Here is a 26752-nt window from a genome sequence, read left to right as displayed (position 1 = left end):
ATTACCGGTCACTTGATAGTTTTCCAGCGGGATGTCCCCAAACAGTTTCGCCTCTGTAAAAGGCGGATAGACATCCTGTTTCCGGCAGATTTCCGTCCCCTCACAACGTCCGGGCGTCATTTCCGCCGCGCCTGGCAATGCAAGAATGGGGCCGTGACTTCAGCCGGACCGGGACGCCCCCGCCACCAGCAGCCCTCGCGGCCAGGTGCCACCGCCCGCGATGAAATCCTGGACGCCGCGGCGGAGCTTTTCACCACCCAGGGCTTTGCCAGCACCTCCACCCGGTCCATCGCGGACGCGGTGGGCATCCGGCAGTCGTCCCTGTACCACCACTTCAAAACCAAGGACGACATCCTCGAGGACCTCCTCGAGGGGACGGTGTCCGGTGGGCTGACGTTCGCACGCTCGGTGGCCGCGCTTCCTGCCGACGCACCTGGAACCGAAAGTCCGGCTGGAAGCCGGCTGCACGCCGTCGCGCTTTATGACGGCACCCAGCTGTGCAGCGCCCGGTGGAACCTTGGCGTGCTGTACCACCTGCCCGAGGTCCGGAGCACCCGCTTTGCCCGGTTCCTCAACAACCGCCAGGAACTCAGGCGGCTCTACGGGGAACTGGGCGCCAGGTTGTCAGCCTCCCCGCACGGACCCGACGGCGGCGACTTCACCTTCCGCCTGGTCGAATCCCTGATCTACCTCCGCGCGGACGGCGCGGCCAACGCCGAATCGGCACTGCAGGCCGCCGACGCCGGGCTGATCCTGTGCGGGCTCGGGGACCGGCTGCCGGCCATCCGCGCCGCGAGCCAGGCCATCATCGACCGCCTTGCCTGACCTCCGGGCCGCCGGTGGCCGGGATGCCCCGCCCGGCTTGCTCGGCTAGGCTCGGAACATGACGCGAGAGAACATCAGGACCCCCGACGGCGGCACTGTGGAGCTCTTCTCCACCGGCGCTGAGCTTGCTTCTGCCGGTTCGGGCGTGGTGGTTGTGCCGCCTTCCATGGTGACCGCCGCGGATTACACCAAGTTCGCCCAGAAACTGAGCGCCTCCCTGGGCCGTCCCGTGCACACCTTCAACCGGCGCGGCCGCGGATCCTCGTCACCGCAGCCCGAGGACTACACGCTGGACGTGGACATCCGGGACCTGGACACGGTCATGAAGCACACCTCCAGCACGGACGTCTTTGGGCACAGCTTCGGCGGCGCCGTCGCACTGCACGCGGCCCGGACCCTTCCGGTGGAACGGCTGGCCGTCTACGATCCCGCGGTCTCGGTGAACGGCAGCGTCACGGCCGACTGGATCGTGGAGTACGAGCGTGCCATCGCCGCAGGAGACCATGACCGCGCCCTCGCCGTGATCCAGCGCGGGCTGGAAGCCGGCGGCTCCTTCTCATCGCGCATGCCGCTGTCCATGCTGACCCTGGCCAACAAACTGACCGCCGGCACCACCGAGGGCAAGCAGCAGCGCGAGCTGATGCGCACCGGAGTCCGCGAGATCAAAGCCATCATTGCCGCCGACATGCCGGCCGAACCGTTCCAGGCGCTCCCCCTGGAGACGCTGATCGTGGTGGGCGAAAAGAGCCCCGCCTACTTCGGCATCGCCTGCGGCCAGATCCACGACGTGCTTTCCGGCTCCAGCTACACCATCCTGCCCGGGCTGGGCCACGACGGCGCCATCAAGGCCCCGGACAGGCTGATCAAGGAACTGAGCGACTTCTTCGCCGGCTAGCGCGGCCTGGGCTAATGTCCTGCGCCGTGGCCCGCGCCGGCGCCTTCGGTCTTGCGCATCATCGCTGAAAGCACGACGGCGGCAAGGGCTATGACGGTTGCCGTCAGGAAGGCGGCGCTCATCCCGGCGACGAGTCCCGACGTCGCGCTCACAACCGCGAAGATTGACACCAGCAGCGCCGTGCCAGCGGCACCGGCCACCTGCTGGGTGGTGCTCATGATCGCGGAGCCGTGCGAGTAAAGGTGCGGCGGGAGCGGGTTGAGCCCGGTGGTGAAGGCGGGGGTAAACAGCAGCGCGAGGCCGAAACTCAGCCCAACGTGCAAGGTGACGATCCACCACACCGCTGTTCCGGCGTCGAGCATTGAAAACTGCCAGAGGGTCACCACCATCAGGACGGACCCGGTAATGGTGAGCGGCAGCGGACCCACCTTGTCGAACGCCCGGCCGATGACCGGGCCCAGCAGGCCCATGGCCAGGCCGCCGGGGAGCAATGCCAGGCCGGTTTCCAGCGAACCCAGGCCCCGGACCTGCTGGAGGTAGAGCGGCAGCAGGATGACGCCGCCGAACAGGGCCATCATGGCCACCACCATCAACAGGACGGAGACGGTGAACATCCGGAACTTGAAGGCGCGCAGGTCCAGCAGCGGCGCGGCTGCTTTCTGGAGGCGCACCTGGCGGAGGACGAAAACCGTCAGGGCGGCCACGCCGATGACCAGGGCTGCGATGGCGCCGGCACTGGGGCCGGCCTGGCCGCCATGCCCGCCGCCGATCTGGCTGAGCCCGTAGACCAGGCCGCCAAAGGCCGGGACGGTGAGGATGACGGACAGCACATCCAGCCTGGCCTTTTCAGGCTTCCCAACGTTGGTGAGGTATTTGGCCCCGATGGCCAGCGCCGCCAGGGCAACCGGCAGCACGAAGACGAACATGAAGCGCCAGGTGAAATGCTCCAGGATCAGGCCGGACACTGTGGGACCCATTGCGGGTGCCACAGAGATGGCAATGCTCACGTTGCCCATGACGGCGCCGCGCTTGGCCAACGGGACCAGGGTGAGGATGGTGGTCATCAGCAGCGGCAGCATGATGGCGGTGCCGCCGGCCTGGACAATGCGCGCCAGGAGCAGGACCTCGAACCCGGGAGCCACCGCCGCAAGCGCCGTTCCACCCGCGAACAGGCCCATGGCCAGCATGAAGACGGCGCGCGTGGACAGGCTCTGGAGGATGAAGCCGGTAGTGGGGATCACCACCGCCATGGTTAGCATGAACCCCGTGGACAGCCACTGGACCGTGGGAGCGTCCACGCGAAGGTCCATCATGAGCCGCTGCAGGGCGACGTTCATGATGGTCTCGTTGAGGATCACCACGAATGTCGCCACCAGCAGCGTGCTGATGATGGTTACCGATTCACGGGACATCTTCTCCGGCGCTGCGGACTGGGTTCCTTCGCGGGTTTCAGCGCGTATTCCTTCGCCCTGAACGGGCTTGCCGCTGGCGTTCGGAGAGACTTCGGTAGACATGGGTGTTCCCTCAGGGGTTTTTGGAAGTGATGCACGGCCGGCGCCGCTGCAGATGCAAACACTCTACCCGCTGGAGTAATTCCTCCATACGGGTTTTTCAACCCTGAGGGAACATTGGGGGTCAGGCGGTCTGGCCCGCGTGCTGGCCTTCGGAGATCTCTTCCACCAGCTTGTTGTTGAACGCCGGGAGGTCGTCCGGGTTCCGGCTGGTCACCAGGCCCTGGTCCACCACCACTTCCTGGTCCGTCCAGTTGGCGCCGGCGTTCTTCAGGTCGGTTTCAAGCGTGAAGTAGGACGTGACGTTCCGGCCCCTGATGACTCCCGCGTCGATCAGCAGCCAGGGTCCGTGGCAGATGGATGCCACGGGCTTGTGCTGTTCAAAGAAGCTGCGCGTGAAGCTCTGGGCATCCTTGTCCACCCGCAGGTGGTCCGCGTTGACGACGCCCCCGGGAAGCACCAGGGCGTCAAAGTCCGTGGCATTCGCCTCTGCCACGGTGAGGTCGACGTCGAAGGTGTCGCCCTTCTCGGTGCCGTTGTAGCCCTGCAGCTTGCCGCTCTTGGGTGCCACCAGGGTGGGCTCGCCGCCGGCATCCTTCACTGCCTGCCAGGGGCTGGTGAGCTCCACCTGCTCCACGCCGTCAGTGAGCAGGAATGCCACCTTCTTGCCTGCGATGCTGTGCTCTGACATTGATCCTCCTCATGCTTGCGGTTGCACGCTTTTGGCGCACAGGTCCCGCTTCGAGAGTTGTTTGCCTGACGCTTTCCAGCCTAGGAAAGTTGAAAGTCATAAGCAAGCTGACTATTTACTTTCCGGGGTACGTGCTTTGTTCGGTACGGCGGCTGCGGGCCGGCAAGGACGACGGCGGCACGGGGCTGCACGCTGACGGGTTGTCTGCGGGCCTTTCGGGTTCCTTCTGCGCACGGCAAAGGGAGCTGCGAGTCCTGCGGATTGTGCCTCGGCGCCCTTTTCGCTGCGGATATCTTTTGGCGCTGCGCATCTTCCCTTTCGCGCGGCATATTTGGGGTGCGAAAAGGAATGTGCGTGTCGACAAGGCGTACGACGGCGGCACGGGGCTGGCACGCTCGCGGCACCTTGGCTGCGGCTGACGTTGGGGTACGGGCAGGAGCCTGGGGGCAGGGCTGGTCGGCAGGCCTGATTGTCAGTGCCTCGCTGGATGATGTTTCCATGGGAATCGGCACGGATGTTGGGGTGGTTTTGGAGGGTGTTTCTGCCTCTGTTGCTGCCCTCGATGCGCTGAACCGTGAGGATCATTTCCTTGCCGCCGGGTCCGGTGTTGGCGCTGACGTGGATGTGCTGCAGCGGCGGTATGAGCTCCGGCTGGAACGGCTGGAGGCAGTCTCCCGGGTCGAGGCTCAGCTCGCGGCGGTGAAGGCCCGTGACGCGGCAGAAGCGGTCGAGATCCAGCAGGCACTGCTTGCCCCCGACGCCCCGGTGGATGAGCGCATGTTTTCGGAGATGTCAACGGTGGAGGAGATCGCCGGTGTCCTGACCGTCAGTTCCGCGGCCGCGGGTGCTTTGGTGGAACAGTCCCGCCGGGTGTGTTCCCTGCCGCCGATGATGGCTGCCCTGTCAGCCGGTGACCTGTCGTGGCAGCATGCCAGGATCGTCGCCGATGAAACCGAAGGGCTCACCCCTGACGGGGCTGCTGCCTTGGTGGCGCACTTCTTCGACCCCGACGCGCCCAACCCCGCCCGCGGCGCCGCGCCCGGTGAACTTGTCCCTGCCCGGTTCCGCGCCAAGGTCCGCGCCTGGCGGGAACGCCACCACCCCGAAACCCTCGAAAAACGCCACGCCAAAGGTGTGGCGGACCGGCGGATGGAATACACCCCCGACCGCGACGGCATGGCCTGGCTCTCGCTCTACCTCCCCGGCGACACCGCCTGCGCCATCTGGAACCGCACCACCGCCACCGCCCGCGGCCTGCAGGGCCCTAACGAGCCCCGCACCCTCACCCAACTCCGCCCCGACATCGCAGCATCACTCCTCCTCGGCGCGGGAACCACCACGGCCACGGGTGAGGCTGCTCCGGGTGGGGCTGCACGGGCTACAGGTGATACGGCGGCCGCAGGCAGCGTTTCCGGCACAGGGAGCACTGGTGATGTTGGCAAGGTCCCCACCCCTCGGGCCGATGTCCTGGTCACCGTCCCGGTCTTCGCCCTGCTCGGACTGACCGATGAGCCGGCCGTGCTGGACGGCCTGGGCCCGATCCCGGCGTCGATGGCGCGGAGGCTTGTCGCGGACGGGGCGGAGTCGTTCTACCGCGTCCTGGTCGACCCCCGCGACGGGGCACCCCTGGAGATCGGACGCACCCGCTACCGGCTCCCCGAAACCATCAAACAATGGATCCGCATGCGGGACGGAAAATGCACCTTCCCCGGCTGCAGCAACCACACCCCCGACAACCACACCGACCACCTCACCGCCTGGGAACACGGCGGCAGAACAGCCGTCCGGAACCTGGCCCAGCTATGCCCAAAACATCACCGTTTGAAGCACGCCCGCGCCTGGACCCCGGATCCCGCGACGGAACACGGACCGCCCGGCTGGACCTCACCCACAGGCCGCCACTACAACCCCGAACACCAAGACCCCGAACCAACCCACTGGCCACAATGGCCCATGCCCGCTGCTGCAACCCCGGGTGGAGATCCCGGCCCGGAGCACCCACAGTGGGAACCAGACGACGACACCTTCATAGACCTCAACGATCTGTCACCGGAAGACCCCCTCTGGGCAGACTTCTACACCACGCCATTCGCGCCCTTTCCGGACCGCGTTGGCGCCGGGCAGTAGTAACTGTGGCGCCGGAGCAATGCATCGCGTCGTACCTTATGCCTCGCCTCGGACGCCTATCTGGCGTCGGGCGCTATGCCCGGTGGTGCTCGATGAGCCAGCGCGCCATCTGTTGGGCGCGCTGGGCGGCCTGGAGGTCACCCTCGGTGGCTGAAGTTATGGAGCCCTTCATCAGGATGTGCCAGGAACGCGAAAATTCCTCCGGTCGGGCCAAACCGGCTTCCTCCGCCAGCCCCCGGACGTGCCCGCGGACCTTCGCCAGGTAGTCGATGCTCGCCTGGCCCAGGGGGTGGGAGGGCCCCATCTCCAGCAGGACATTGATAAAGGCACTGCCTTCGAAATCGTCCTGCTGGAACCAGTCGCCCAGGACGTCGAAGATCGCCAATAGTTGCTCAACGGGAGTGCTTCCCTTGCCGCGGGCCTTGGAAATGATGCTGTCCTCCGTCCACTGCTTATCCCGCCGTTCCAGGAAGGCCAGGACCAGCGAATCCTTGGATGGGAAATGCCGGTAGAAAGTCGCCTTCGCTACACCCGAACGCTCGATGAGCTCGTTGACGCCCACAGCCCGGATCCCCCGGCGCGAGAAGAGCTCGTACGCCACGGACAGGATCCGTTCCTCCGGGCTCGACTGGCCGCTCGGCGAAGCCGGCGCCGCTGGGAGTGGCACTGGCGATTCCGGCCCTGACGATGCTGGGGACGATGAATTTTCGGGCTCCGGATTCGTCACGTCCATGGGGTAATTCTGTCATGAGACAGACTTGTCTTCCCCGTTGTAATGTTTGTCCTACGTGCAGTGCATTCGAACGTCGCGGTGGTTCCCCGGCCACTGCAGCTTGATGCAAGGAGGCCACTATGACCGTAGAGCGGTCGGTCCAAGGCGTGCCATCGGCTCCCGAGCCGTGGATCCCCAGTGATACTCCTGTGGAGATCCGCCAGTTCGCCATCGAATCCCTGCGCTGGCAGGCGCAGGAGATTATCGACGAACAGCTTTCCAGCACGGATCCGGCCGAAGAACTCTCCAGGGCACGGCTTCGACAGTTCGTTGCACGCAACCCCGGCCGTCCGGAAAAAGCACTCCTGGAACAGCTGATGGCCAGCGAGGACGGGCTTGCCCCTTAACCCGCCATCCTCGTTCCCGGCGCTTCAGCCCGGCTGGAGGCCAGTGAAACAAGAAGTCAGGAACTGAGCGGCATATTGTCGATCAGCCGCACCGGGCCAACCTTGGCGGCGATGAGCGCCAGGGCCTCACCCCGGAAGGGAGTCTCGCGGCAGTTCTCGGCCAACGGTTCAAGGGTTCCCGGATCCACTACCTCGAAGTAGTCCAGTTCCACCAGTGGCTGGGACCTCACAAGCGCCAGCGCGGAGTCCAGGTCCAGCGGCTCATGCGCGTTTGCCCGCTCCTCCAGCAGCCGCAGGGCCCTGGACAGAACAAGCGCGGCATCCCGCTCGGCGTCGGACAGGAAGCGGTTGCGGCTGGACAACGCCAAGCCGTCCTCCGCCCTGACCGTGGGCACGCCGACGATCTCGACCGGAAAGTTCAGGTCGGCAGCCATCCGCCGGACCAGGGCCAGCTGTTGTGCGTCCTTCTGCCCAAAGTAGGCCCGGTACGCCGGCAGGCCGCCTGCTTGTGAAGCCCCGTCAGTGGAACCGGAAGGAAGGCCCGCTGCCGGCATTCCGTAGTGCAGCAGTTTTGCCACAACGGTCAGGGCGCCGTCGAAGTGTCCGGGCCGGGAAGCGCCCTCCCACTTCTCCCCCAGGCGGCCGGAGGTAATCCGGACCAACGGCTCCCCACCGGGGTAAACCTCCTCCACGGACGGCGCGAACACCAGGTCAACACCCTGTTCCTCCAGCAGCGCAAGGTCGGCGTCCAGCGTCCTGGGATAGCGGTCCAGGTCCACAGCGTCGCCGAACTGCAGGGGGTTGACGAAGATGCTGGCCACCACAACGTCATTGTGCTCGACGGCGGTGCGCGCCAGAGCGGCATGGCCTTCGTGGAGTGCGCCCATGGTGGGCACCAGGCCCTGCGAGGTCCCGCGCCTGGCGCCAAGGAGCCTGGCGCTTTCCGCGTGCAGTTCGTGAACGGTTTTGACGAGTTGAATGGACATTCAGTCCTCCTTTGGATCGAGGGCCTCGTGCAGCCCCTTCAGCTGGTCAGGTTTCAGCAGTCCACGTCCTTCTGCCCTGAGGGCAGTGGCCCGCGCCATCGCAAGGTAGGCCTCAAGCACATCACCGTGCCCGCCGCCATCGAACTCCCGCAAAGCCTCCGCATGGGCACGGACCGTCCCCACGTCCCCGCGGGCCACCGGGCCGGTCAGCGCAGACTCCCCTGAGGCCAGCGCGTTTTCCAGCGTGGCCCTCAGCAGCGGACCAAGCATGCGTTCGGGCGCCTCCACGCCAACCTCCCGCAGGAGCTGCGACGCCTGCGCCACCAGGGTCACCAAATGGTTGGAGCCGTGCGCCAGGGCAGCGTGGTAAAGCGTCCGGTCCGCCTCGGCGATTGCAACCGGTTCCGCCCCCATCTCCACTACCAGCGCCTGGGCGATGGGCAGCATGGCGGCATCGGCCGTCACCCCGAAGGTGCAGTCCAGCAGCCGGGTGAGGTCCAGGCTCATTCCGGTGAAAGTCATGGCCGGGTGCAGCGCCAATGGAATGGCACCGGCGGCGCGGACGGGATGCAGCACGCCGACGCCGAACCGACCGGAAGTGTGTGCCACAAGCTGGCCGGGCTGCCATGCCCCAAGCTTCGCCAGGCCCTCCACCAGGCCCGGGAGGGCGTCATCCGGCACTGCCAGCAACACCAGTTCCGCGCGCTCAACGATGTCCTGCACTTCCAGGATGGGCACGCCGGGCAGCAGCGCTTCAGCCCGTTCCCGGCTTGCGTCGGACACCGCCGACACCCCGACGACGGCGTGCTCGGCTGCGCGCAAAGCCGCGCCAAGCACGGCTCCCACCTTGCCGGCACCGATGATTCCGACGCCGAGGCGTCCGGGCTTAGCCATGCTGCTGGCCTTCCTGTTGGTGGTGGGTGCGGGTTTCGCCGGCCGCCGCCTGGGACATCGGCGCGGCAGGGGTCGGCCCGGCAGGCAATTGCACGCCCAATTGCATGCCACCCGGCAGCGTGGGCGCAACTGCCGGAACAACCTGCAGCAACCATTGTTCGGTGGTTTGCCGCTTCCGGGCCAGCCGTGCGCGTGCTGACTGGTCGTCGAAGAGTTGCCTGGCTTCGTCCAGCCCGGCCTGCCTCAGGCGCGGCACAACCGGCCCGGCGGTTGTATGCAGGACCAGGTCCGCCACCCGGAACCGGCGTGCCAGGGGCCCCTGGTGCAGGGCCAGCGACTGGGTCCGCTGATGGGGAACCAGCACCAGCTCACGCCACCACCGCCCGGAACGGATCAGGAGGGCCGTGTCCGTTGACGTGAACCCGTTCCGGCGCCACGCGAGGGGCGCCAGCAGCCGGGCCCGGCGCGGCGTGGTGACGAATCCGCCGTCGGAATCCCTGCCTGCAAGCCCGGTGGTGAACACCAGCTCCGGCCGGTCCGTCCCGGGGTCCGGCAGGACCAGCGACAGCATTGCCATGACGTCGGCAAGCTTGCCGACGGGCAGGAGGATGGTCCTGGTGTTGCCCTCGACGGCGTTGCCGGAAACCCCGTAGCCGGCCGCATTCACCTGCATCCGATACCAGCCGAACGGCCGCCACAGCGGAGGCTGGGCGATTTTCACCGCCTGGATCCGGCCGGGCGGAAGCGTCTGCGCCTGGGTGTCCAGCAGCCCGTACCGCAGCCGGATGCCGTCGGGCGAAACCGCTGCGGTGAAGTTGAATCCCTTGTTGAAATAGTTCCAGTAGCCGGCGGCAAGGCCCAGAGCCGCGGGCACCAGGTAGAAGTAGAACGCGCGGTTGTCCGTCAGTGCCGACAGAACCACCGACGCAATGCCGCCCACCACAATGAAGACGCTTTGCTCGCTGAGGATCAGCGATCCGAGAAGGCGCGACGGCGGCACGGCGAGGACAGTGATTTCCGGCGCCTCGGGTGCGGGTTGGGGAAAGCGTCCCGGCCCCTTACTATCCCCGGAAAAACCATCCGGGGCGGAACCAGCGCCGGCACCGGTATGGGAACCGGCGCCGGAGACTGCTCCGGAAGCCTGCGCCAGGATGGTGGCACGAAGCTGGCGGGCGTCATCGATCTTCAGGTAGGCCAGGCGCACCGCTGATTCGCCGGCGTCGGCCACCTCGAATTTGAGTTCGGCCAGTCCGAAGATCCGGGCCAGCAGGGGCTGCACGATGTCAATGGCCTGCACCCGGTCCAGCCGTGCCTGCCGGTGCTGGCGGAAGATGAGCCCGCTGTTGACCCGGACGTAGCCACCGGATACCTGGTACTTGGTGAAGTACCAGGTAAGCACGAATCCCAGCACCGCCACGGCCAGCACCACGGCCCCGCCGCCCAGCAGCCATGGGGCGCGCCTGGCGAACCCCTCCTCGAACACGGGCTGGCCCTGCAGTGTCCGCTCGAAGAGGTCCCGGCCGAAGAAGAACGTGATGGCTGCCAGGGCAACCCAGCCGCGGACGAACGGCGAGGCGGGATGTACGCGCAGCCATTCGCCGTCGGGCGTTCCGTTGGTTTGCGGCCCGGCCGCAGCAGGCGGAACCGCTGCCTGCCCGGGCAGCTGGCCGTCAGTGGTCACAGCCCTGCCAGCCTGGCTTCGCCGCGGGCGGCCAGCTGTTCCCGGAGCCGTGCGCCCTCCGCTGCCGGCAGGCCGGGGATGCGTGCGTTCGTTCCGGGTGACGCGGTGTGCAGCTTCACGGTGCACAGGCCCAGCGCGCGTTCCACGGGTCCGACGCCGATGTCCACGTACTGCATGCGGCCGTAGGGGACGGCCATGGTGCGCTGGAAGAAGATCCCGCCCCGGATCAGCAGGTCCTCGTCGCGCTCGGCGTAGCCGATGGCCCTGACCTGCCGCGGAATGAGCACCAGCCGCCACAGGGCAGCCAGGAGCGTGGCAGACGGAACAGTGATGGCGAGCCACAGCGGCGGCCACCGCCACCAGCCCAGGAGGACAAACAGCAGCGGAGCGGCCAGGACCACTACGGTGACAAGGTTGGCCACAGCCCATTCCACCAGGCGGACTGTGATGTATTTCGGTGAAACCCGCTGCCAGGCGATACCCGGCGGGTCAATCGCCTCGGTATGCATATTCGCCTTCCCCGGCGGCTTCCCCGCGGGCAGGGCGGCCCTTCTTCCCGTCGAGGCTGTTGGCGTCGCCGTCCTCCGGGGGGATCTTGCAGAAACGCTCCACGAGGAGCCCCACCACGATCATCACCAGGCCGCCGCCGGCCATGGCCAGGGCCAGCCAGGTGATGCCCTGGTCGCTGCGCAGGCTCCAGATCCGCAGCTGGTCCAGGAAGATGCCCACGTGCCAGCCCAGGAGCACCGTTCCAGCGTAGGCGCACGCCTGTGCCAGAATCAGCGTCCGCGCGGCGAGAAGGGGGTCCAGCTGAGTCTTCCTGGCCGTGCTGTTGGGCTGGAGGCTGTTGCGCCACCGCAGCACCCGGATACCCAGAATCAGCGTGATGGCAACGATGACGCCCATGGTGGCCAGCGCTGTGGCGGGCAGGACAGGCGTGGCCATGCTGTACCGGCTGGTGACTACCGTGGCTGACCAGCCCGCCACGGCGAGGATCACGCAGATCAGCAGGAGGCGCAGCGGGTTGATCGGCTTCATCGCTCCTCCACCGCTCCCGCCGTGGGCATGCCGTCAAAGTCGCCGAACCCGTCGAACGGCGACAGGTCCTTGAAATCCTCTGCCCGGGCTGCCAGGGCGCTGATCCGTTCGCCGTCCAGCGTGGCGGCTGGTTCGATAAGCGACCAGGGGTAGAGGACGAAAGCCCGCGACGCGGCGCGCGGGTGCGGCAGGGTCAGCGCGGGATCATCGCTGCGGTGGTCGCCGTAGGTGATGATGTCGACGTCGAGCGTCCGCGGCCCCCAGTGGACCTCGCGGACGCGGTGGTGCTTGTTCTCCACCGCCTGGCAGTGTTCCAGCAGTTCCTGGGGGCTCAGGCTGGTTTCCACCGTGATGACCATGTTCAGGAAGTCCGGCTGCCCGGCCGGGCCCCCCACGGCTTTGGTCTGGACTATGGGTGAAACGGCAAGGAGCCGGACCTCCGGCGGATCCACCAGGTCCCCCACAGCCTCGGTCAAGGTCTCGTTCCGTTCACCAAGGTTGCTGCCCAGGGCCAGCACGGCCTTGGTATAGGTCCCGTTCACGTCTGCACCCCGGAGCCGTCCTGGCCAGCGGGGACCAGTGCCCGGTGGACGGTGACAGCCACGTCCCCGAAAGGAACCGCGATGGGAGCCTGCGGCTTGTGCACGGTGATGTCCACGGCCTGGAGCTTGAATTCGGACAGGAGGCTGTCGGCGATCCGCACTGCGAGTGCCTCGATGAGGTTGAGTGGTTCGCCCGTGATCCAGTCGGTGATACGCTGCGCCACCTCGCCGTAGTGCGCGGTGTCCCGCACATCGTCGGACTCTGCCGCTTCGGTGAAGTCCAGGTGGAGCACTGCGTCCACCACGAAAGGCTGGCCCTCCCGGCGTTCGAAATCAAAGACGCCGTGATGGCCGACGGCGGTCACTCCGGTCAGCGTAATCCTGTCCATGGGTCCCCCGGCCCTATTGGTTTTTGGGTACGGCTTGTGCCGTGGATGCTGCGGCCATGCGTGCAGCCACCTTGACGGCGTCAAGGCTGGACCCCACCTCGTGCACGCGGACGGCCCAGGCCCCGCGGTAGGCGCTGATGGCTGTGATCGCCGCTGTGGCCCCGTCCCGTTCCTCCGGGGCGGCGGACTTGCCGGCCACCGTGAGCAGGGTGCCGAGGAAGCGCTTGCGGGAAGCGCCCACCAGGACCTTGTGGCCCAGGCTGTCCAGCTGGTCCAGGTTCTGCAGCAGTTCCCAGTTCTGGGCGTCATTCTTGGCGAACCCCAGGCCGGGGTCGATGATGATCTGTTCCTGGCTGACACCGGCGGCGTAGAGCTTGTCGCGGACTCCTGCCAGCTCGGCCACCACTTCACCGGCAACGTCCGTGTACTCGGCGAGGGAGTTCATGGTGCGGGCGTCCCCACGGCGGTGGGTGAGGACGTACGGCACCTTGGAGGCCGCCACGAACTCGGCCATTTCGGGCTCGATGCTCAGGCCGGAGATGTCGTTGATGATGGCTGCGCCGGCTTTTACCGCCGCTGCCGCCGTCGAGGCATGCGTTGTGTCGATGCTGACCAGTGCGCCGGCCTTCACCAGGGCCTCGATCACCGGCAGGACGCGGCGCTGCTCTTCTTCCGGGCTGACATCGTCAGCGCCGGGCCGGGTGGATTCGCCGCCGACGTCGATGATGTCCGCACCCGCGTAAAACATCCGCAGGCCGGCGGCGATGGCGGTGTCCGCCGTGGCGTGCTTCCCGCCGTCGCTGAAGGAATCGGGGGTGACGTTGAGGATTCCCATGACCAGGGTGCGGTCGGTGGGCAGGCCTTCGAAGCGCGCGGCCGGGCGGGGCTTGCGCAGGATGGGCAGCGGGGAGGTTGCGGGCCCCGTTCCAGGGGCTGCAGCGAGTGAATCCATGGTCTGTAGTTACCTTCCGAGGATGAGGCTCATGGCTTCGGCACGGGTGGCCGGGTCATGAAGCTGCCCGCGGACCGCACTGGTGACGGTCTTCGCTCCGGGCTTGCGGATACCGCGCATCGACATGCACATGTGTTCGCATTCAACGACCACGATGGCGCCACGGGGCTTGAGGTAGCGGACCATCGCTTCGACGATTTCAGTGGTGAGGCGCTCCTGCACCTGCGGGCGGCGGGCGTAGATGTCCACCAGGCGGGCCAGCTTGCTCAGCCCGGTGACCTTGCCGTCGTGGGACGGAATGTACCCCACGTGGGCCACCCCGTGGAACGGCACCAGGTGGTGCTCGCAGGTGGAGTAGAACGGGATGTCCTTGACCAGGACCAGTTCCTCATGGTCCAGGTCGAAGGTGGTGGACAGCACGTCAGCAGGATCGTGGTGCAGTCCCGCGAAGACCTCGGCGTACGCCTTCGCAACCCGCTTCGGGGTGTCGCGCAGGCCGCCGCGGTCCGGGTCCTCGCCAATGGCAAGGAGGATCTCGCGGACGGCCGCCTCGATCCTCGGCCGGTCCACCTTTTCGCGTTTCGAATGGTGGGATCCGTCCTCCGCCAGGTGTACGGCGGAGGCGGGAACGTCGTCGTCGTCGAAAGAAGTCACAGGGAAAGCTTAGCCGCGAAGGGTGTCAGGCCCCGAGTCGGAGGTGCCTCCGTGAAACGGAGCGTCCTCCGGAACGCCCTGCGAGTGCGGCGGCTGGGCGTCCAAAGGCTCGTCCAGCCGGGCCTTCTTTGCCTCTTCCTGCGCCTCGCGTTCCGCCCTTTCCTGGCGGGACTCCACGGGGCCTGCCATCTGGACAGGACGGGTTTCCTTGGACAGCCACACTTCGCGGAAGTCGCGCTTGCGCACGTCGCGGAAGATGTCGGCAATCTCGGACTGGTTGAGGGTTTCGCGCTCCAGCAGCTCAAGGGCCAGGATGTCCAGGATGTCGCGGTTCTCGGTAAGGATCTCGTAAGCCTCGTCGTGGGCCTGCTCGATCAGCCGGCGCACTTCCTCGTCCACCACGTAGGCGATCTGGTCCGAGTAGTTGCGCTCGTGGCCGGCGTCGCGGCCCAGGAAGGGTTCGCCGCCGCCCTGGCCCAGGCGGACAGCGCCGACGCGTTCGCTCATGCCGTACTCGGTGACCATCTTGCGGGCGGTGCCGGTGGCCTTCTCGATGTCGTTGGAGGCGCCGGTGGAGGGGTCGTGGAACACGATCTCCTCGGCAACGCGCCCGCCCATGGCGTAGGCCATCTGGTCGAGGAGTTCGTTGCGGGTGATGGAGTATTTGTCGTTTTCGGGGACCACCATGGTGTAGCCCAGGGCCCGGCCGCGCGGAAGGATGGTGATCTTGGTGACCGGAGCCGAGTTCCGCAGGGCTGCCGCCACCAGGGCGTGGCCGCCTTCGTGGTAGGCGGTGATCTTGCGCTCGTGTTCCTTCATGACGCGGCTGCGCTTCTGCGGGCCGGCCATGACTCGGTCAATGGCCTCGTCCAGGGCGCGGTCGTCAATCAGGTTGGCGTTGGAGCGCGCGGTGAGCAGTGCGGCCTCGTTGAGGACGTTGGCGAGGTCTGCGCCGGTGTAGCCGGGCGTCTTCTTCGCCACACCCTTCAGGTCGACGCCGGGCGCCATCGGTTTGCCCTTGGCGTGCACCTGCAGGATCTGGTCGCGGCCAATGAGGTCCGGCGCCTCCACCGAAACCTGGCGGTCGAAACGGCCGGGGCGCAGCAGTGCCGGGTCCAGGACGTCGGGCCGGTTGGTGGCGGCGATGAGGATCACGTTGGTTTTGACGTCGAAGCCGTCCATCTCCACCAGCAACTGGTTGAGGGTCTGCTCGCGTTCGTCGTTGCCGCCGCCGATGCCTGCACCGCGGTGGCGGCCAACGGCGTCGATCTCGTCCACGAAGATGATGGCGGGCGAGTTGGCCTTGGCCTGTTCAAAGAGGTCGCGGACGCGGGATGCGCCGACGCCGACGAACATTTCCACGAAGTCCGAGCCCGAGATGGAGAAGAAGGGGACGCCTGCCTCACCGGCCACTGCGCGGGCCAGCAGCGTCTTGCCGGTGCCGGGCGGGCCGTACAGCAGCACGCCCTTGGGGATCTTGGCGCCAACGGCCTGGAACTTGGCAGGCTCCTGCAGGAATTCCTTGATCTCCTGCAGTTCCTCGACGGCCTCGTCCGCGCCTGCGACGTCGGCGAAGGTCACCTGCGGCATGTCCTTGCTGACCATCTTGGCCTTGGACTTGCCGAACTGCATGATCTTGGAGCCGCCGCCCTGCATCCGGGTCATCAGGAACCAGAAGAGGGCACCCAGCAGGATGACGGGGATCAGGAGGGAGAGCAGGCCGGAGAACCAGTTGCTTTCAATCGGCTGGTCGGTGAAGCCCTGGGCCGGCTTGGCGTCGGTGACAGCCTTCACCACGTCCTGTGCGCGGGCGTCAACGAAGAAGAACTGGACGCTCTTGCCTTTGTCCTGCCCGTCCACCTGCAGGTTGTCCTTCAGCGTGAGGTCAACGCGGTTCTCTCCGTCGAAGATCTTGGCCTGCTCCACCTTGTTGCCGGAGAGCAGTTCCAGGCCCTTGTCCGTATCGATGCGGGCGGCACCGCCGGGGGCGAGCGTTGCAAAGGCCACCAGGAGCAGACCGACCACAACGACGATCCAGATGCCCGGGCCTTTGAAGAAGTTCTTAGCTTTCATCTGTTCGGGGGCTGGCCCCGTCCCTTCCGGTAGTGCTTCACGGCGAGTAGTCTGCGCGCGTGATGGTGCTGCGTCAGCTTCTAGCTATACACCGTCCGGAGTACATCACGCATAGCGAAAAGCAAAAGTTCCCTGTGGGCGTAGCAGTGCCGGGACAGCCCAGGAGTTGCCCACATGGCGCGGTTTTACCGGAGTACGGCGGCGGAGTGTGCGGCGCCGCTTACTCGTAGACGTGCGGGGCCAGGGTGCCCACGAAGTCAAGGTTGCGGTACTTTTCGGCGTAGTCCAGGCCGTAACCCACCACGAACTCGTTGGGGATGTCATAGCCGACGTACTTGACGTCGATTTCCACCTTGGCGGCTGTGGGTTTGCGGAACGCCGTGCAGATCTCCACGGACGCGGTGCCGCGGGACTCCAGATTGGTCTTGAGCCAGGACAGGGTGAGGCCGGAGTCGATGATGTCCTCGACGATCAGCACGTCCTTGCCCATCAGGTCGGTGTCCAGATCCTTCAGGATGCGTACCACGCCGGAGGACTGGGTGCCCGAACCGTAGGAGGACACTGCCATCCAGTCCATGGAGATGTGGCTGTGGAGTGCGCGGGCAAGGTCAGCCATGACCATGACGGCGCCCTTGAGCACGCCCACCAGGAGGATCTCGCGCCCTTCGTAGTCCTTGTCGATCTGGGCAGCGAGCTCGGTGATCCGCTGCTGGATCTGCTCCTTGGTGTAGAGAACGTGCTTGAGATCTGCCTGGACGTCGTTTGAATCCACCAATGGCTCCTGTTTAGATGCGGGGTGCGACTATTTTGCGGGCGGTTTTTGGGACCGGAATACTAGCTTCCCACAGCGCGCCCGTTCGCGGGGAACAGAACCGGGGCCGCCCTGGGCACCCGGCACGCCGGCGTCCTTTGATCCCTCCAGCTGTGCCAGCGACAGCCGGTACACGCTGACGCCGCCGGGAAGCTCCACCGGACCCGCCGAACCCTGGCGCCGCAGCAGCGCTTCCGCCGCCAAAAGGCGCTGGTAGCTGGGCTGCTGGCCGCCGACGTCGGCCGCTGCCTTGGCGATCACACGGAACCTGATGGCCGGGGCCAGGGCACGCAACGCCTCCTCGGGCAGCGCCAGTGTGCCGCCGTCCCGCTCCACCAGGGAGGCGAAGGTGCTTTCCGCCACAGCCTCCAGGTAGTCGGCGTCAAGCTGCAGGATGGCGGCGGTCCGGGCCAGGGATTCGGCAACCCCGGGGCCCAGGTTCTCCTCGAGGTGCGGAAGGACCTCCACGCGGGTCCGGGAGCGTGCAAACGCGGGATCGGCGTTGGTGGGATCGTGCCAGGGATCCAGGTCCTCCACCGCGCAGATCTCCTCGGTGTCCGCCCTGCGCAGGCCGAGGAACGGGCGCAGCAGGACACTGTTTCCGGCGCCTGCCCGGGACGGCCGCATGCCCGCGAGCGAGCGGGAGCCGGAGCCCCGGGCCAGGCCCAGCAGTACCTGCTCCGCCTGGTCGTCGAGCGTGTGGCCCAGCAGGATGGCGCCGGCGCCCTGTCCCGCCGCGGCGGCTTCGAGCGCGGCGTGCCGGGCTTCGCGTGCGGCGGCCTCTGGGCCCATACCGGCACCAGCCACCGTGACCGTGCGGATCTCAACCGGTGAAAGGCCCAGCTCCTCCAGGGTCTTGGCGGTGCGCGCGGCAATGTCGCCGGACCCCTCCTGCAGCTGGTGGTCCACCACCACGGCTCCCACGGTCAGCGGGCGTCCGTCCACATGCCCGCGCCGGGCAAAGTACGCAGCGACGGCGGCCAGCGCCAGGGAATCGGGGCCTCCGCTGCACGCCACGACGACGTGGCCGGGATATCCGGCATCGGCGAGCGCGTTTTGCAGCATCCTGCGCGCAGTCCCGACGACGGGCGCGAGCCTTCCGGGCCGGCGCCGTCCGCTGCGTGGCCCGGCGGTGCCGGCAGGCCACTCAGTCCCGGGTACAGGTGTGTCCGTCAATCAGTGACCCATCCGCTCAAGCCACAGCTTGGCGTCGTGGATTTCGGGCTCGGTAGGCAGGTGGTCCACGGACTCCCAGACTTTGTTGAAGCCGTCCATTCCGGCCACGTCCACCACGGCCCGGACGAAGCGGGCGCCGTCGGAGTACTGGCGCATCTTGGCGTCCAGGCCCAGGAGGCTGCGGATGAACTTCTCGATCACGCCCCGGTCCTTGCCGCGGTCGTTGAACCGCTGCCGGATGGTCTTCACGGACGGGACGATGCTGGCGTCGACGGCGTCCATCACCACGTTGGCGTGCCCTTCGAGGAGGCTCATGACGGCGGTGAGGTGCGAGATGGCGGCCTTTTCCTCCGGATCCTGCAGCAGGTCCAGGATTGCGCCGCGGCCGGGAGTGTTTCCGGTGGCGGAGCGGTCCTTCAGGGAGCGGGCAGCAGCGGTGGCGCGCTCCATCAGGGTGTCGACGTTGCCCAGCAGGTGGCCGCTGAGTTCGTCGATTTGTTCCAGCATGTGGTGCCGCAGCCAGGGGGCGGCCGCGAACTGGACACGGTGGGTTTGCTCGTGCAGGCAGACCCAGAGCCGGAAGTCCTCGGGCGTGACGTTGAGTTCCCGTTCCACCGACACGATGTTGGGGGCCACCAGCAGGAGCCGGCCGGCCGCGGGAGCCGTGGAGTTTTCTGCCAGCGCCGCGAAGGGATCGTACTGGCCCAGGACCTTGCTGGACAGGAAGGCAAGCACGGCGCCCAACTGGCTGCCGGTGATGGCGCCGCTGACCTGGGCGGCAGCGGGGCTGAGGCTTCCGCGGCGGCTGTCCAGCATCTTCTGCATGGCGGGTTTGAGCATCACCGCGAAACTCTGCGTGTTGGCTTTGGCCCAGGACGCTCGGTCCACCACCAGCACCGAGGAATCGCGAAGGTCGCGCGCCGCCTCCAGGCCGGTGATGTCGTGCACGTGCGGAACGGAAGCGTCCGCCAGCCGTCGAAGGCTGTCCACCGCTTCCCCGATGGCCTTTTCATCGAGCTCCGGTCCGGCGGGAGCCAGCCGCGCTGCGGCAGACGCAGCGAGGTCCCAGTTGATCAGGGACTGGGCTGTTGGGGACAACGTCGATGCGGATTCGCGCGCAGTGGACTCCATGGTTCCCATCAGAACACAGCAGGCTGGGGATCGTCCTTAAGTTCGCTGACCGGCGAACTTGCACAGCCCCGGCACAGGCGGCCAGAAGCGCCGTCCCAGTCCAGGCCGGCACGTTGGAAGTGCAGGAAGAATCCCCCTCATGGAGTACCAATGGCAGCCGTGCTAGCGGCAGCCGCAGCCTGCCAGCGCCGTGGCGGCCCGGTCCAGGGCTTCCTTGTTGCCGGCCGCGCCCGGGGTCAGGCCGTTGCCGATGAAGGAGAAGACCAGGAGCCGCCCGTCGGAGTCCACCACATATCCGCTCAGCGCCAGAACGGTGTTCAGTGTCCCGGTCTTGGCGCGAACCAGGCCGGCACCGCCGGACGTGGTGGCATCCCCGTAGCGGGTGTCCAGGGTTCCTGACAGGCCACCAACCGGAAAGCCGTCCAGGGCGGCCCGCAGCCTGGTGTCGGCGCCGGTGGTGATGGCCCGCACCACGTCAGTGAACTGGCGGGCCGCAACCTGGTTGCCCATGGCCAGCCCGCACACATCCACCAGCTTCACGGCGTCAGAGGGGATGCCCGCTGCCGCGAGTTCGGCCGCGACCACGGCCGTGGCACCGTCATTGCTTCCGGGCCGGCCGGTGGCCAACGCGGCCATCCGGCCCATGGTTTCGGCAAGGTAATTGTCAGATACCTGCAGCATCAGGTTCACCTGCTCAGCCACGGTGGCCGATTGGACGGCCGCCAGGGCTGGGGCGGCGGCTTGGGACGCGCCGGGTGAGCGTTCGACGCCGGCCGCCACGGTGAGGCCGGCCCCGGCACCTGCCGCACGGAGCCGGGCCGCGAACTCCTCCGCGGCGGTTATGGCTGAATCCTGGGGCCGGGGGCCGGTGGTGACGGCGGGGTCGAAGCGTGCAGAGTTGAGGGCCAGGGGGTACAGCGGCGCTATTTCGCCCGCCTCCACGTCGCCGCTCTGCCAGGCCGGATTCAACGCCGCGCCGGTGAAGAGGGAGTCATCCACCACTACCTTGATGTCTCCCGTGGTTCCGGCGGCCTGCAGGGCCTGCACCGTAAGGGCGGCAAGGGTGGCAAGGCCGGCGTGGCCCATAACCTGGTCCGGCTTCGACTCCCCGGCGGCCAGGAGGACGTCGCCGCCGCCCACCAGCACCACCTCCCCGGCGGCGGAGCCCGGCACCACCTTGGTGGCGAAGCGGTGGTCCGGCCCCAGGGTGCGCAGTGCGGCCACCGCCGTCAGCAGTTTAAGGTTCGACGCCGGCACCCGGCTTTCCGCGCCGCCCCGGTCAAAGAGGACCTGGCCCGTGAGCGCGTCCTGCACCATGCCGGTGAAGGTACCGCCGCCGTCGGCCTTCAATGCCGGGTCCACCTGGGCTGCCACCGCTGACGGAAGGGGCACTGGGGCGGACTGCTGAAGCGGGGCGAGCGCCTGCGGGGCGGACAGGGTGGCGGGGGCCTGCTGCCAGGCGGGGGGCGCCGGGGCGGATTCGGGGGCTTCCGCACCAAAGAACCCTGGGCCCAGGAATCCGGGGGCCACCAGCAGGGCTCCCGGGAGGGCGAGGACAAGCAGGATCAAGGCCGCCAGGGCCAGGGGCCAGGGCTTGCGCGGCCCTTCCGCGGGGGTCCGGCCAGGGCTGCCGGGGCGCCCGGACCGGTGCGCGCGCAACGGTTCCTGGCCGGTTGTTTTGGTCATGCTGGTGCTGGTCCTCAAGTCCTGAAATTTCCCCACAAGTTCCTGATTCCAGGGCCTCTCGCTATATCCTCAATAGTAGTCGGCGGCACCGACACTCTTTTTTGTGGGCCCGTCAAGTGTGCCGCGCACCCCCTGCAATTGCCGAGGAGCATTCCATGAAGCACGACGTGACCATCGAGATCCCCAAGGGATCGCGCGTCAAGTACGAAGTTGACCACGAGACCGGCCGTGTCCGCCTGGACCGCGTCCTCTTCACCTCAATGCAGTACCCCACGCACTACGGGTACTTCGAAAACACCCTCGGCGAGGACGGCGACCCGCTGGACGCGCTGGTGCTCCTGCAGGACTTCGACCTGCACCCCGGCGTCATCGTCGAGTCCCGCCCCATCGGTGTCTTCAACATGACGGACGACGGCGGCGGGGACGCCAAGATCCTCTGCGTCCCCGTGGATGCCCGCTTTGACCACATCCAGGAAGTCAGCGACGTCAACGAATTCCTGATCAAGGAGATCGAGCACTTCTTCACCCGCTACAAGGACCTGGAGCCCGGCAAGTGGGTCAAGGCCGAGGGCTGGGGCGACCGCGCCGCGGCCGAAGCCGAGCTGGAAGCCTCCATCAAGCGTTACGTGCCCGCGTCGCACTAGTTCCACCGTCGCACTGGTTCCACCGGCGCACTGGTTCCACCGGGCCACCGCCTCAGGGCGGCCAGGCCCTGAATCCCCGTCTGCCGGACAAGTCCCCGCTTCATGCAAGGGGGATAGGTCCGGAAGGCGGGGATTTGTCGTTGTCCCCGCAAAGGTAAATCTGTGGAATCGTGGGGCTGTGAGTTCTGAGCCAGCACTGACTTCCCAGCTCTTGTTCCATCCGCCCTGCGGCCCTGTCGCCGGCTGGCGGGACGGCGAGGTTATCCGCGCCACAGGGATCCCGTACGCCGCGGCCGCACGGTTCCAGCCGCCCGTGCAGGTCCCGGACTGGACCTCCGAGCTGTCCGCCACGTCCCTCTCCCCTGCCTGCCCCCAGGCGCCCGTGCCGTTCCTCGACGACGTCCTGGGCACCAGATACGGGGAGCTTCCGGGGAGCGAGGACTGCCAGAACCTTTCCATCACCATGCCCGGCGACGTCAGGCCGGACGAAAAGCTGCCCGTCATGGTCTGGATCCACGGCGGCTCCTACACCACCGGCTCCGGGGACCTGGCCATCTTCGACCCCGCCCGGCTGGTGGCCGAGAACCGCGTCATCGTGGTTTCCGTGACGTACCGGCTGGGGCTGTTCGGGTTCCTGGCCACACCCGCGGGACGTCCCGGCAACCTGGGGCTCCTGGACCAACTGGAGGCATTCCGGTGGGTACAGCGGAATATCCAGGCCTTTGGCGGCGACCCCCGCCGGGTCACCGCATTCGGCCAGTCCGCCGGTGGTGACGCGATCGCCCACCTGATGGCCACACCCGAGGCGCCCACCCTCTTCCAGCGCGCCATCATCCAAAGTGCACCGCTGGGCATCACCCGCGGGCGGGCCAAAATGAACCACGCCATGGGCATCGCCGCCGAATCGGTCACCGAACAGACACCGGCCATGGACGTGGTGGCGGTCGAGGAACAGGTCACCCAGGTGGCCAAAAAGTTCGGCATGCTGGCCGCCATGCCCTTTGGCACACAGTACGCGCACGATCCACTCCCGGAGGAAGCCGGGATCGAAGCGGCGTGGGACCGGACGGCGCCCGGCATCGAGGTGCTGATCGGCCATACCTCGGAGGAGGCCCGCCTGTTCCTTCCCCGCAGCCCTCGACTGATGCGGCTGGCCGGTATCCCCTTGGTGGGTCAGCACGCCGTGCGTGCCATCGACTGGGTGGTCACCGAAACCGTGTACGGCCGGGCAACGCGCCGGTTCGCCCGGCGCCACGCCAAAGCGGGCGGAAAAGCCCACCGGTACCTCCTGACCTGGCATGCCCCCGGCAACATCTTTGGCGCGGCCCACACCGTGGACCTGCCCCTGCTGCTCGGCACAAGGGAAACATGGGACGGGGTGGGACTGATCGCCGGCGCCCGCTGGGAGGACGTGGAGGCGGCTGGCCGGAAGGTGCGGGCCCTGTGGGCCGGTTTCGCCCGCGGCGCCGACCTTGGGAAGTCCGGCGGCATCACCGGAGTCCTGCAGTATCAGGCAGCCTGAGAGCGTGAAAACGCTGGGCGTGGACCTGGCGGCGGCCACCAGGAAGACCGCCGTCGCGGTGATCGAGTGGGAGCCAGATACGGCCCGGCTCACCCACCTGGCCCTGGACGTGGACGACCAGGACATCGTGGAGCTGTTCGGCTCCTGCGACATGACCGGCGTCGACTGTCCGGTGGGCTGGCCCGACGCGCTGATCCCGTTCCTTACCGGCCACCTGAACTTCGACGCCGATCCCGTCCTCGAGTACGACGGAATTGCCGGCCGGAGGCTGCTCGCCTACCGGGACACCGACCGCTTCGTCACGCGCGAAACCGGGCTGATCCCGCTCAGCGTCTCCGCCGACCGGCTGGCCCATCCTGCCATGCGCTGCGCCGTGATCCAGGCAAAGATCGCCGCCCTGCACGGCCCACAGGCGCGTGACGGCTCAGGACGCCTGGCCGAGGTCTACCCGGCAGCATCCCTGAAGATCTGGGGCCTGAACGGGCGCGGCTACAAGGGCCGGGGCGTCCCGGAAGCCGAACGTCTCGGCCTCCTGCTGGCGGCCCTCGAAGAGCAGGCGCCATGGCTGGACCTGGGCGGGCACCGGGGCGCCCTGGCCGGCTCGGACGATCTCTTCGACGCCGTCATCGCTTCCCTGACCGCCCGGGCCGCCGCCCGTCGTCGTACGCTCTTGCCGGACGGTTCCCATGCGCAGGCAGCGCGCAGCGAAGGTTGGATCCACCTGCCCTCCTGCACGCTGGACGAACTCCGCAACTAGGTGGGGGTCAGCCGCCCAGCTTCCAGTTCCGGATCTCCTCCGGGTCCTCGCCGTGGGTGCGGGTGTGCTCGCGCGCCCGGTTGCGGCGGTCCTGCAGGTCCTGGCGCAGGAGCGAGTGCTTCTCAGCCAGGCCGGGTACCCGGTCGATCGCGTCGATAGCCAGGGTGAACCGGTCGATTCCGTTGAGCATGGCCATGTCGAACGGTGTGGTGGTGGTCCCCTCTTCTTTATAGCCGTGCACGTGGAGGCCCTGCTGGTTGGTCCGCCGGTAGGCCAGCCGGTGGATCAGCGCCGGGTAGCCGTGGTACGCGAAGATGACCGGCTTGTCGGCGGTGAAAATCCCGTCGAAGTCATGGCCGGGGAGGCCGTGTGGGTGCTCGCTGTCGTCCTGCAGCCGCATCAGGTCCACCACGTTCACCACCCGCACCTTGAGTCCGGGCGCGCCCTCCCGGAGCAGTTCGGCGGCCGCCACGGTCTCCACGGTGGGGACGTCACCGGCGCAGGCCAGGACGACGTCGGGCTCCTCGCCGGGCACCTCGGAACCGGCAAACGTCCAGATCCCCAGGCCGCGGCGGCAATGGTTGGCGGCATCGGCCGGACCGAGCCAGGTGGGTGAGGGCTGCTTCCCACTCACCACGATGTTCACGTAGTCCGTAGAGGCCAGGCAGTGCTCCATGACGGAGAGCAGGGTGTTGGTGTCCGGCGGCAGGTAGACCCGGATGACCTCGGCCTTCTTGTTCACGGCGTGGTCGATGAAGCCGGGGTCCTGGTGCGAGAAGCCGTTGTGGTCCTGCTGCCACACGTGCGACGACAGCAGGTAGTTCAGGGATGGCACCGGCTGGCGCCAGTGCAGCTTCCGGGAGACCTTCAGCCATTTGGCGTGCTGGTTGAACATGGAGTCGACAATGTGGACGAAGGCCTCGTAGCAGTTGAAGACGCCGTGCCGGCCGGTGAGGAGGTACCCCTCCAGCCAGCCCTGGCACAGGTGCTCGCTCAGCACCTCCAGGACCCTGCCGGAGCGCGCAAGGTGCTCGTCGACGTCGTCGATCCTGTACTGCCACACCTTGTCGGTGACCTCATAGACGTTCTGCAGCCGGTTGGAGGCCGTCTCGTCCGGGCCGAACAGCCGGAAGTTATCCATGTTCTGCGCAATCACGTCCCGCATCCAGGATCCGAGCGTAACCATGGGGCTGACCCGCTCGGTGCCCGGGCTGGGAACCTCCACGGCGTGGTCGCGGTAGGAGGGCAGCTTCAGCGCGCGCCTCAACAATCCGCCGTTGGCATGCGGTGTGGCACTCATGCGGAAGTCGCCCGTGGGCGCACCTTCGGCGACGTCGGGCCGGAGCCGGCCGTCGCCGTCGAACAGTTCCGCCGGCCGGTAGGACTGCAGCCACTCCTCCAGCTGCTTCAGGTGCTCGCCGTTGGTGCGGACCTCGGACAGCGGCACCTGGTGGGCCCGCCAGGTGCCTTCCACCTGCAGCCCGTCAACCATGCGGGGTCCGGTCCAGCCCTTGGGCGAGCGCAGCACGATCAGGGGCCAGCGGTGTCCGCCGTCCCCCGCCTCTTCACCGGAAGCGTCCTGCCGGTGGGCATCCTGGATGGCCTTGATATCCGCCAGGCACCGGTCCAGGACGCCGGCGAAATCGCGGTGCGCCTTTTCGGTGTCGTCCGGGTCCGCCACCGTGACGAAGTACGGTTGGTGCCCGTATCCGCGCAGCAGCTGCTCCAGCTGGTCCTGGGGCATCCGGGCCAGGATGGTGGGGTTGGCGATCTTGTAGCCGTTCAGGTGCAGGATGGGCAGGACGGCACCATCCACGGCGGGATCCAGGAAGTTGTGGGAGTGCCAGCTGGCGGCCAGCGGACCGGTTTCCGCCTCGCCGTCGCCAATCACCACGGCGGTCACCAGCTGCGGGTTGTCGAACACCGATCCGTACGCGTGGGCCAGGGAGTACCCCAGCTCCCCGCCTTCGCTGATGGAGCCGGGGGTTTCCGGGGCCGCGTGGCTGGGGATTCCGCCGGGGTAGGAGAACTGCCGGAAGAGTTCGGCCAGGCCTGCCTCGTCATTGCCCACGTGGGCATAGATTTCGGAGTAGGTCCCCTCCATCCAGGCATTGGCGACGACGGCGGGACCGCCATGGCCGGGACCGGCGACGAAGAGCATCTCCAGGGAGTCGCGGCGGATCACGCGGTTCAGGTGGGCGTAGACGAAGTTGAGTCCGGGGGTGGTGCCCCAGTGCCCCAGCAGGCGGGACTTGGTGTCCTCTGCCTGCAGCGGTTCCCGCAGCAGGGGGTTGGACCGGAGGTAGATCTGCCCCACCGAAAGATAGTTGGCGGCCCGCCACCATTTGTCGACGAGGCCCAGGTCTTCCTGCCGCCGTTCATCCTGCCGTGCGCCGCCCTGCTGCACGTCGTCCTGCTGCATCTCATCCTGCCCAGTGCTGCCGGCCATAACCATCCTCACGTCGGGTGTGCCGCTGCAGGCGGCCGTTCCCCCATGGCAACAGATGGAGGGGCAGGCAGGCAAGCCCCGCCGTCGGGCTTTCCGCTCTTGCCACCCCGCGCCAGCCGGCATGGGCTCGCCCGGGCCGGGAAAATCTCCTGCCCCAACCGGCAACCGGGCCCTGCAATCGGCCGTTCCGTAGTTCCTA

General features: G+C 67.4%; 25 protein-coding genes. 7 read left to right on the top strand and 18 right to left on the bottom strand.

Annotation, left to right across the window (positions count from 1 at the left end; genetic code table 11):
• Positions 1-153: 153 nt before the first annotated feature.
• Positions 154-825: a TetR/AcrR family transcriptional regulator gene (locus tag ACEN9K_RS02205; RefSeq protein ID WP_495635110.1), complete on the top strand. Its 672-nt coding sequence runs from the start codon at positions 154-156 to the stop codon at positions 823-825.
• A gap of 58 nt (positions 826-883) precedes the next feature.
• Positions 884-1720, top strand: a complete 837-nt coding sequence (locus ACEN9K_RS02200) for an alpha/beta fold hydrolase (protein WP_018770971.1) — start codon at positions 884-886, stop codon at positions 1718-1720.
• A gap of 11 nt (positions 1721-1731) precedes the next feature.
• On the opposite strand, the gene ACEN9K_RS02195 is transcribed toward ACEN9K_RS02200, so the two are convergent.
• Positions 1732-3234 (bottom strand): MDR family MFS transporter, encoded by a 1503-nt coding sequence (locus ACEN9K_RS02195; protein WP_495635109.1) that lies wholly within the window; start codon positions 3232-3234, stop codon positions 1732-1734.
• Between the two features lie 121 nt (positions 3235-3355).
• The gene (locus tag ACEN9K_RS02190; protein ID WP_018770973.1) at positions 3356-3922 is read right to left on the bottom strand and encodes a type 1 glutamine amidotransferase domain-containing protein; all 567 of its coding nucleotides are present in this window, start codon (positions 3920-3922) and stop codon (positions 3356-3358) included.
• 498 nt (positions 3923-4420) lie between these two features.
• On the opposite strand from ACEN9K_RS02190, the gene ACEN9K_RS02185 reads away from it, so the two are divergent.
• Complete coding sequence (locus ACEN9K_RS02185; RefSeq protein WP_495635670.1) at positions 4421-6049, top strand: HNH endonuclease signature motif containing protein; 1629 nt, start codon at positions 4421-4423, stop codon at positions 6047-6049.
• Between the two features lie 73 nt (positions 6050-6122).
• Here the strand turns inward: ACEN9K_RS02185 and ACEN9K_RS02180 are convergent, their stop codons facing one another.
• Complete coding sequence (locus tag ACEN9K_RS02180; protein ID WP_134165346.1) at positions 6123-6650, bottom strand: TetR/AcrR family transcriptional regulator; 528 nt, start codon at positions 6648-6650, stop codon at positions 6123-6125.
• Between the two features lie 251 nt (positions 6651-6901).
• Between ACEN9K_RS02180 and ACEN9K_RS02175 the strand changes: the two genes are divergently transcribed.
• The gene (locus ACEN9K_RS02175) at positions 6902-7168 is read left to right on the top strand and encodes a hypothetical protein (protein ID WP_018770249.1); all 267 of its coding nucleotides are present in this window, start codon (positions 6902-6904) and stop codon (positions 7166-7168) included.
• A gap of 56 nt (positions 7169-7224) precedes the next feature.
• Here the strand turns inward: ACEN9K_RS02175 and ACEN9K_RS02170 are convergent, their stop codons facing one another.
• The 14 genes from ACEN9K_RS02170 to dacB form a co-directional block, all read right to left on the bottom strand.
• Positions 7225-8154, bottom strand: coding sequence for a 4-phosphopantoate--beta-alanine ligase (locus tag ACEN9K_RS02170; protein WP_134165309.1), 930 nt, complete (start codon positions 8152-8154; stop codon positions 7225-7227).
• On the bottom strand, positions 8155-9048 hold the full coding sequence (locus tag ACEN9K_RS02165) for a Rossmann-like and DUF2520 domain-containing protein (RefSeq protein WP_018770251.1): 894 nt from the start codon (positions 9046-9048) through the stop codon (positions 8155-8157).
• Positions 9041-10729: a PH domain-containing protein gene (locus ACEN9K_RS02160; protein WP_395858352.1), complete on the bottom strand. Its 1689-nt coding sequence runs from the start codon at positions 10727-10729 to the stop codon at positions 9041-9043. Before ACEN9K_RS02160 ends, ACEN9K_RS02165 begins: the two co-directional genes overlap by 8 nt.
• Positions 10726-11238, bottom strand: a complete 513-nt coding sequence (locus ACEN9K_RS02155; RefSeq protein ID WP_018770253.1) for a PH domain-containing protein — start codon at positions 11236-11238, stop codon at positions 10726-10728. The genes ACEN9K_RS02160 and ACEN9K_RS02155 overlap by 4 nt, the downstream gene beginning before the upstream one ends.
• Complete coding sequence (locus ACEN9K_RS02150; RefSeq protein WP_144600988.1) at positions 11219-11767, bottom strand: DUF3180 domain-containing protein; 549 nt, start codon at positions 11765-11767, stop codon at positions 11219-11221. The genes ACEN9K_RS02155 and ACEN9K_RS02150 overlap by 20 nt, the downstream gene beginning before the upstream one ends.
• The gene (folK, locus tag ACEN9K_RS02145) at positions 11764-12309 is read right to left on the bottom strand and encodes a 2-amino-4-hydroxy-6-hydroxymethyldihydropteridine diphosphokinase (protein ID WP_144600989.1); all 546 of its coding nucleotides are present in this window, start codon (positions 12307-12309) and stop codon (positions 11764-11766) included. The genes ACEN9K_RS02150 and folK overlap by 4 nt, the downstream gene beginning before the upstream one ends.
• Positions 12306-12698: a dihydroneopterin aldolase gene (folB, locus tag ACEN9K_RS02140; protein ID WP_495635108.1), complete on the bottom strand. Its 393-nt coding sequence runs from the start codon at positions 12696-12698 to the stop codon at positions 12306-12308. Before folB ends, folK begins: the two co-directional genes overlap by 4 nt.
• A 13-nt stretch (positions 12699-12711) precedes the next feature.
• The gene (gene folP / locus ACEN9K_RS02135) at positions 12712-13650 is read right to left on the bottom strand and encodes a dihydropteroate synthase (RefSeq protein ID WP_018770257.1); all 939 of its coding nucleotides are present in this window, start codon (positions 13648-13650) and stop codon (positions 12712-12714) included.
• Positions 13651-13659: 9 nt separating this feature from the next.
• On the bottom strand, positions 13660-14304 hold the full coding sequence (gene folE, locus ACEN9K_RS02130; RefSeq protein ID WP_018770258.1) for a GTP cyclohydrolase I FolE: 645 nt from the start codon (positions 14302-14304) through the stop codon (positions 13660-13662).
• A gap of 9 nt (positions 14305-14313) precedes the next feature.
• A complete protein-coding gene (gene ftsH, locus ACEN9K_RS02125) occupies positions 14314-16377 on the bottom strand; it encodes an ATP-dependent zinc metalloprotease FtsH (RefSeq protein ID WP_018770259.1) in 2064 nt (687 codons plus the stop codon).
• A gap of 220 nt (positions 16378-16597) precedes the next feature.
• The gene (hpt, locus tag ACEN9K_RS02120) at positions 16598-17149 is read right to left on the bottom strand and encodes a hypoxanthine phosphoribosyltransferase (RefSeq protein WP_018770260.1); all 552 of its coding nucleotides are present in this window, start codon (positions 17147-17149) and stop codon (positions 16598-16600) included.
• Positions 17150-17179: 30 nt separating this feature from the next.
• On the bottom strand, positions 17180-18253 hold the full coding sequence (tilS, locus tag ACEN9K_RS02115) for a tRNA lysidine(34) synthetase TilS (RefSeq protein WP_018770261.1): 1074 nt from the start codon (positions 18251-18253) through the stop codon (positions 17180-17182).
• A 111-nt stretch (positions 18254-18364) separates the two neighbouring features.
• Positions 18365-19495 carry a zinc-dependent metalloprotease gene (locus tag ACEN9K_RS02110; RefSeq protein WP_026265930.1) on the bottom strand — a complete coding sequence of 377 codons (1131 nt, stop codon included), beginning with the start codon at positions 19493-19495 and terminating at the stop codon, positions 18365-18367.
• A gap of 162 nt (positions 19496-19657) precedes the next feature.
• Entirely contained in the window at positions 19658-21181 is a 1524-nt protein-coding gene (gene dacB, locus ACEN9K_RS02105; RefSeq protein ID WP_495635107.1) for a D-alanyl-D-alanine carboxypeptidase/D-alanyl-D-alanine endopeptidase, read from the bottom strand.
• Positions 21182-21336: 155 nt separating this feature from the next.
• Between dacB and ACEN9K_RS02100 the strand changes: the two genes are divergently transcribed.
• The 3 genes from ACEN9K_RS02100 (at position 21337) to ACEN9K_RS02090 (ending at position 24104) form a co-directional block, all read left to right on the top strand.
• The gene (locus ACEN9K_RS02100) at positions 21337-21825 is read left to right on the top strand and encodes an inorganic diphosphatase (protein ID WP_018770264.1); all 489 of its coding nucleotides are present in this window, start codon (positions 21337-21339) and stop codon (positions 21823-21825) included.
• A 178-nt stretch (positions 21826-22003) separates the two neighbouring features.
• Positions 22004-23347 (top strand): carboxylesterase family protein, encoded by a 1344-nt coding sequence (locus tag ACEN9K_RS02095; protein WP_495635106.1) that lies wholly within the window; start codon positions 22004-22006, stop codon positions 23345-23347.
• 4 nt (positions 23348-23351) lie between these two features.
• The gene (locus tag ACEN9K_RS02090) at positions 23352-24104 is read left to right on the top strand and encodes a DUF429 domain-containing protein (protein WP_495635105.1); all 753 of its coding nucleotides are present in this window, start codon (positions 23352-23354) and stop codon (positions 24102-24104) included.
• Positions 24105-24111: 7 nt separating this feature from the next.
• Here the strand turns inward: ACEN9K_RS02090 and ACEN9K_RS02085 are convergent, their stop codons facing one another.
• Entirely contained in the window at positions 24112-26553 is a 2442-nt protein-coding gene (locus ACEN9K_RS02085; protein ID WP_495635104.1) for a phosphoketolase family protein, read from the bottom strand.
• Positions 26554-26752 lie beyond the last annotated feature (199 nt).

The sequence above is a fragment of the Pseudarthrobacter sp. Pseusp20 genome (assembly GCF_059492155.1).
Note: the sequence above shows the minus strand (reverse complement) of the source record. Positions and strands in the feature narration are given on the sequence as shown.

Coding starts and splice junctions, on each gene's coding strand:
- ACEN9K_RS02155 (WP_018770253.1), bottom strand. CDS start 11,238: ATGCATACCGAGGCGATTGACCCGCCGGGTATCGCCTGGCAGCGGGTT.
- ACEN9K_RS02170 (WP_134165309.1), bottom strand. CDS start 8,154: ATGTCCATTCAACTCGTCAAAACCGTTCACGAACTGCACGCGGAAAGC.
- ACEN9K_RS02200 (WP_018770971.1), top strand. CDS start 884: ATGACGCGAGAGAACATCAGGACCCCCGACGGCGGCACTGTGGAGCTC.
- ACEN9K_RS02110 (WP_026265930.1), bottom strand. CDS start 19,495: ATGGAGTCCACTGCGCGCGAATCCGCATCGACGTTGTCCCCAACAGCC.
- ACEN9K_RS02165 (WP_018770251.1), bottom strand. CDS start 9,048: ATGGCTAAGCCCGGACGCCTCGGCGTCGGAATCATCGGTGCCGGCAAG.
- tilS (WP_018770261.1), bottom strand. CDS start 18,253: ATGCTGCAAAACGCGCTCGCCGATGCCGGATATCCCGGCCACGTCGTC.
- ACEN9K_RS02195 (WP_495635109.1), bottom strand. CDS start 3,234: ATGTCTACCGAAGTCTCTCCGAACGCCAGCGGCAAGCCCGTTCAGGGC.
- folP (WP_018770257.1), bottom strand. CDS start 13,650: ATGGATTCACTCGCTGCAGCCCCTGGAACGGGGCCCGCAACCTCCCCG.
- folB (WP_495635108.1), bottom strand. CDS start 12,698: ATGGACAGGATTACGCTGACCGGAGTGACCGCCGTCGGCCATCACGGC.
- ACEN9K_RS02150 (WP_144600988.1), bottom strand. CDS start 11,767: ATGAAGCCGATCAACCCGCTGCGCCTCCTGCTGATCTGCGTGATCCTC.
- ACEN9K_RS02100 (WP_018770264.1), top strand. CDS start 21,337: ATGAAGCACGACGTGACCATCGAGATCCCCAAGGGATCGCGCGTCAAG.
- ACEN9K_RS02185 (WP_495635670.1), top strand. CDS start 4,421: ATGGGAATCGGCACGGATGTTGGGGTGGTTTTGGAGGGTGTTTCTGCC.
- ACEN9K_RS02175 (WP_018770249.1), top strand. CDS start 6,902: ATGACCGTAGAGCGGTCGGTCCAAGGCGTGCCATCGGCTCCCGAGCCG.
- ACEN9K_RS02190 (WP_018770973.1), bottom strand. CDS start 3,922: ATGTCAGAGCACAGCATCGCAGGCAAGAAGGTGGCATTCCTGCTCACT.
- ACEN9K_RS02085 (WP_495635104.1), bottom strand. CDS start 26,553: ATGGCCGGCAGCACTGGGCAGGATGAGATGCAGCAGGACGACGTGCAG.
- ftsH (WP_018770259.1), bottom strand. CDS start 16,377: ATGAAAGCTAAGAACTTCTTCAAAGGCCCGGGCATCTGGATCGTCGTT.
- dacB (WP_495635107.1), bottom strand. CDS start 21,181: ATGACCAAAACAACCGGCCAGGAACCGTTGCGCGCGCACCGGTCCGGG.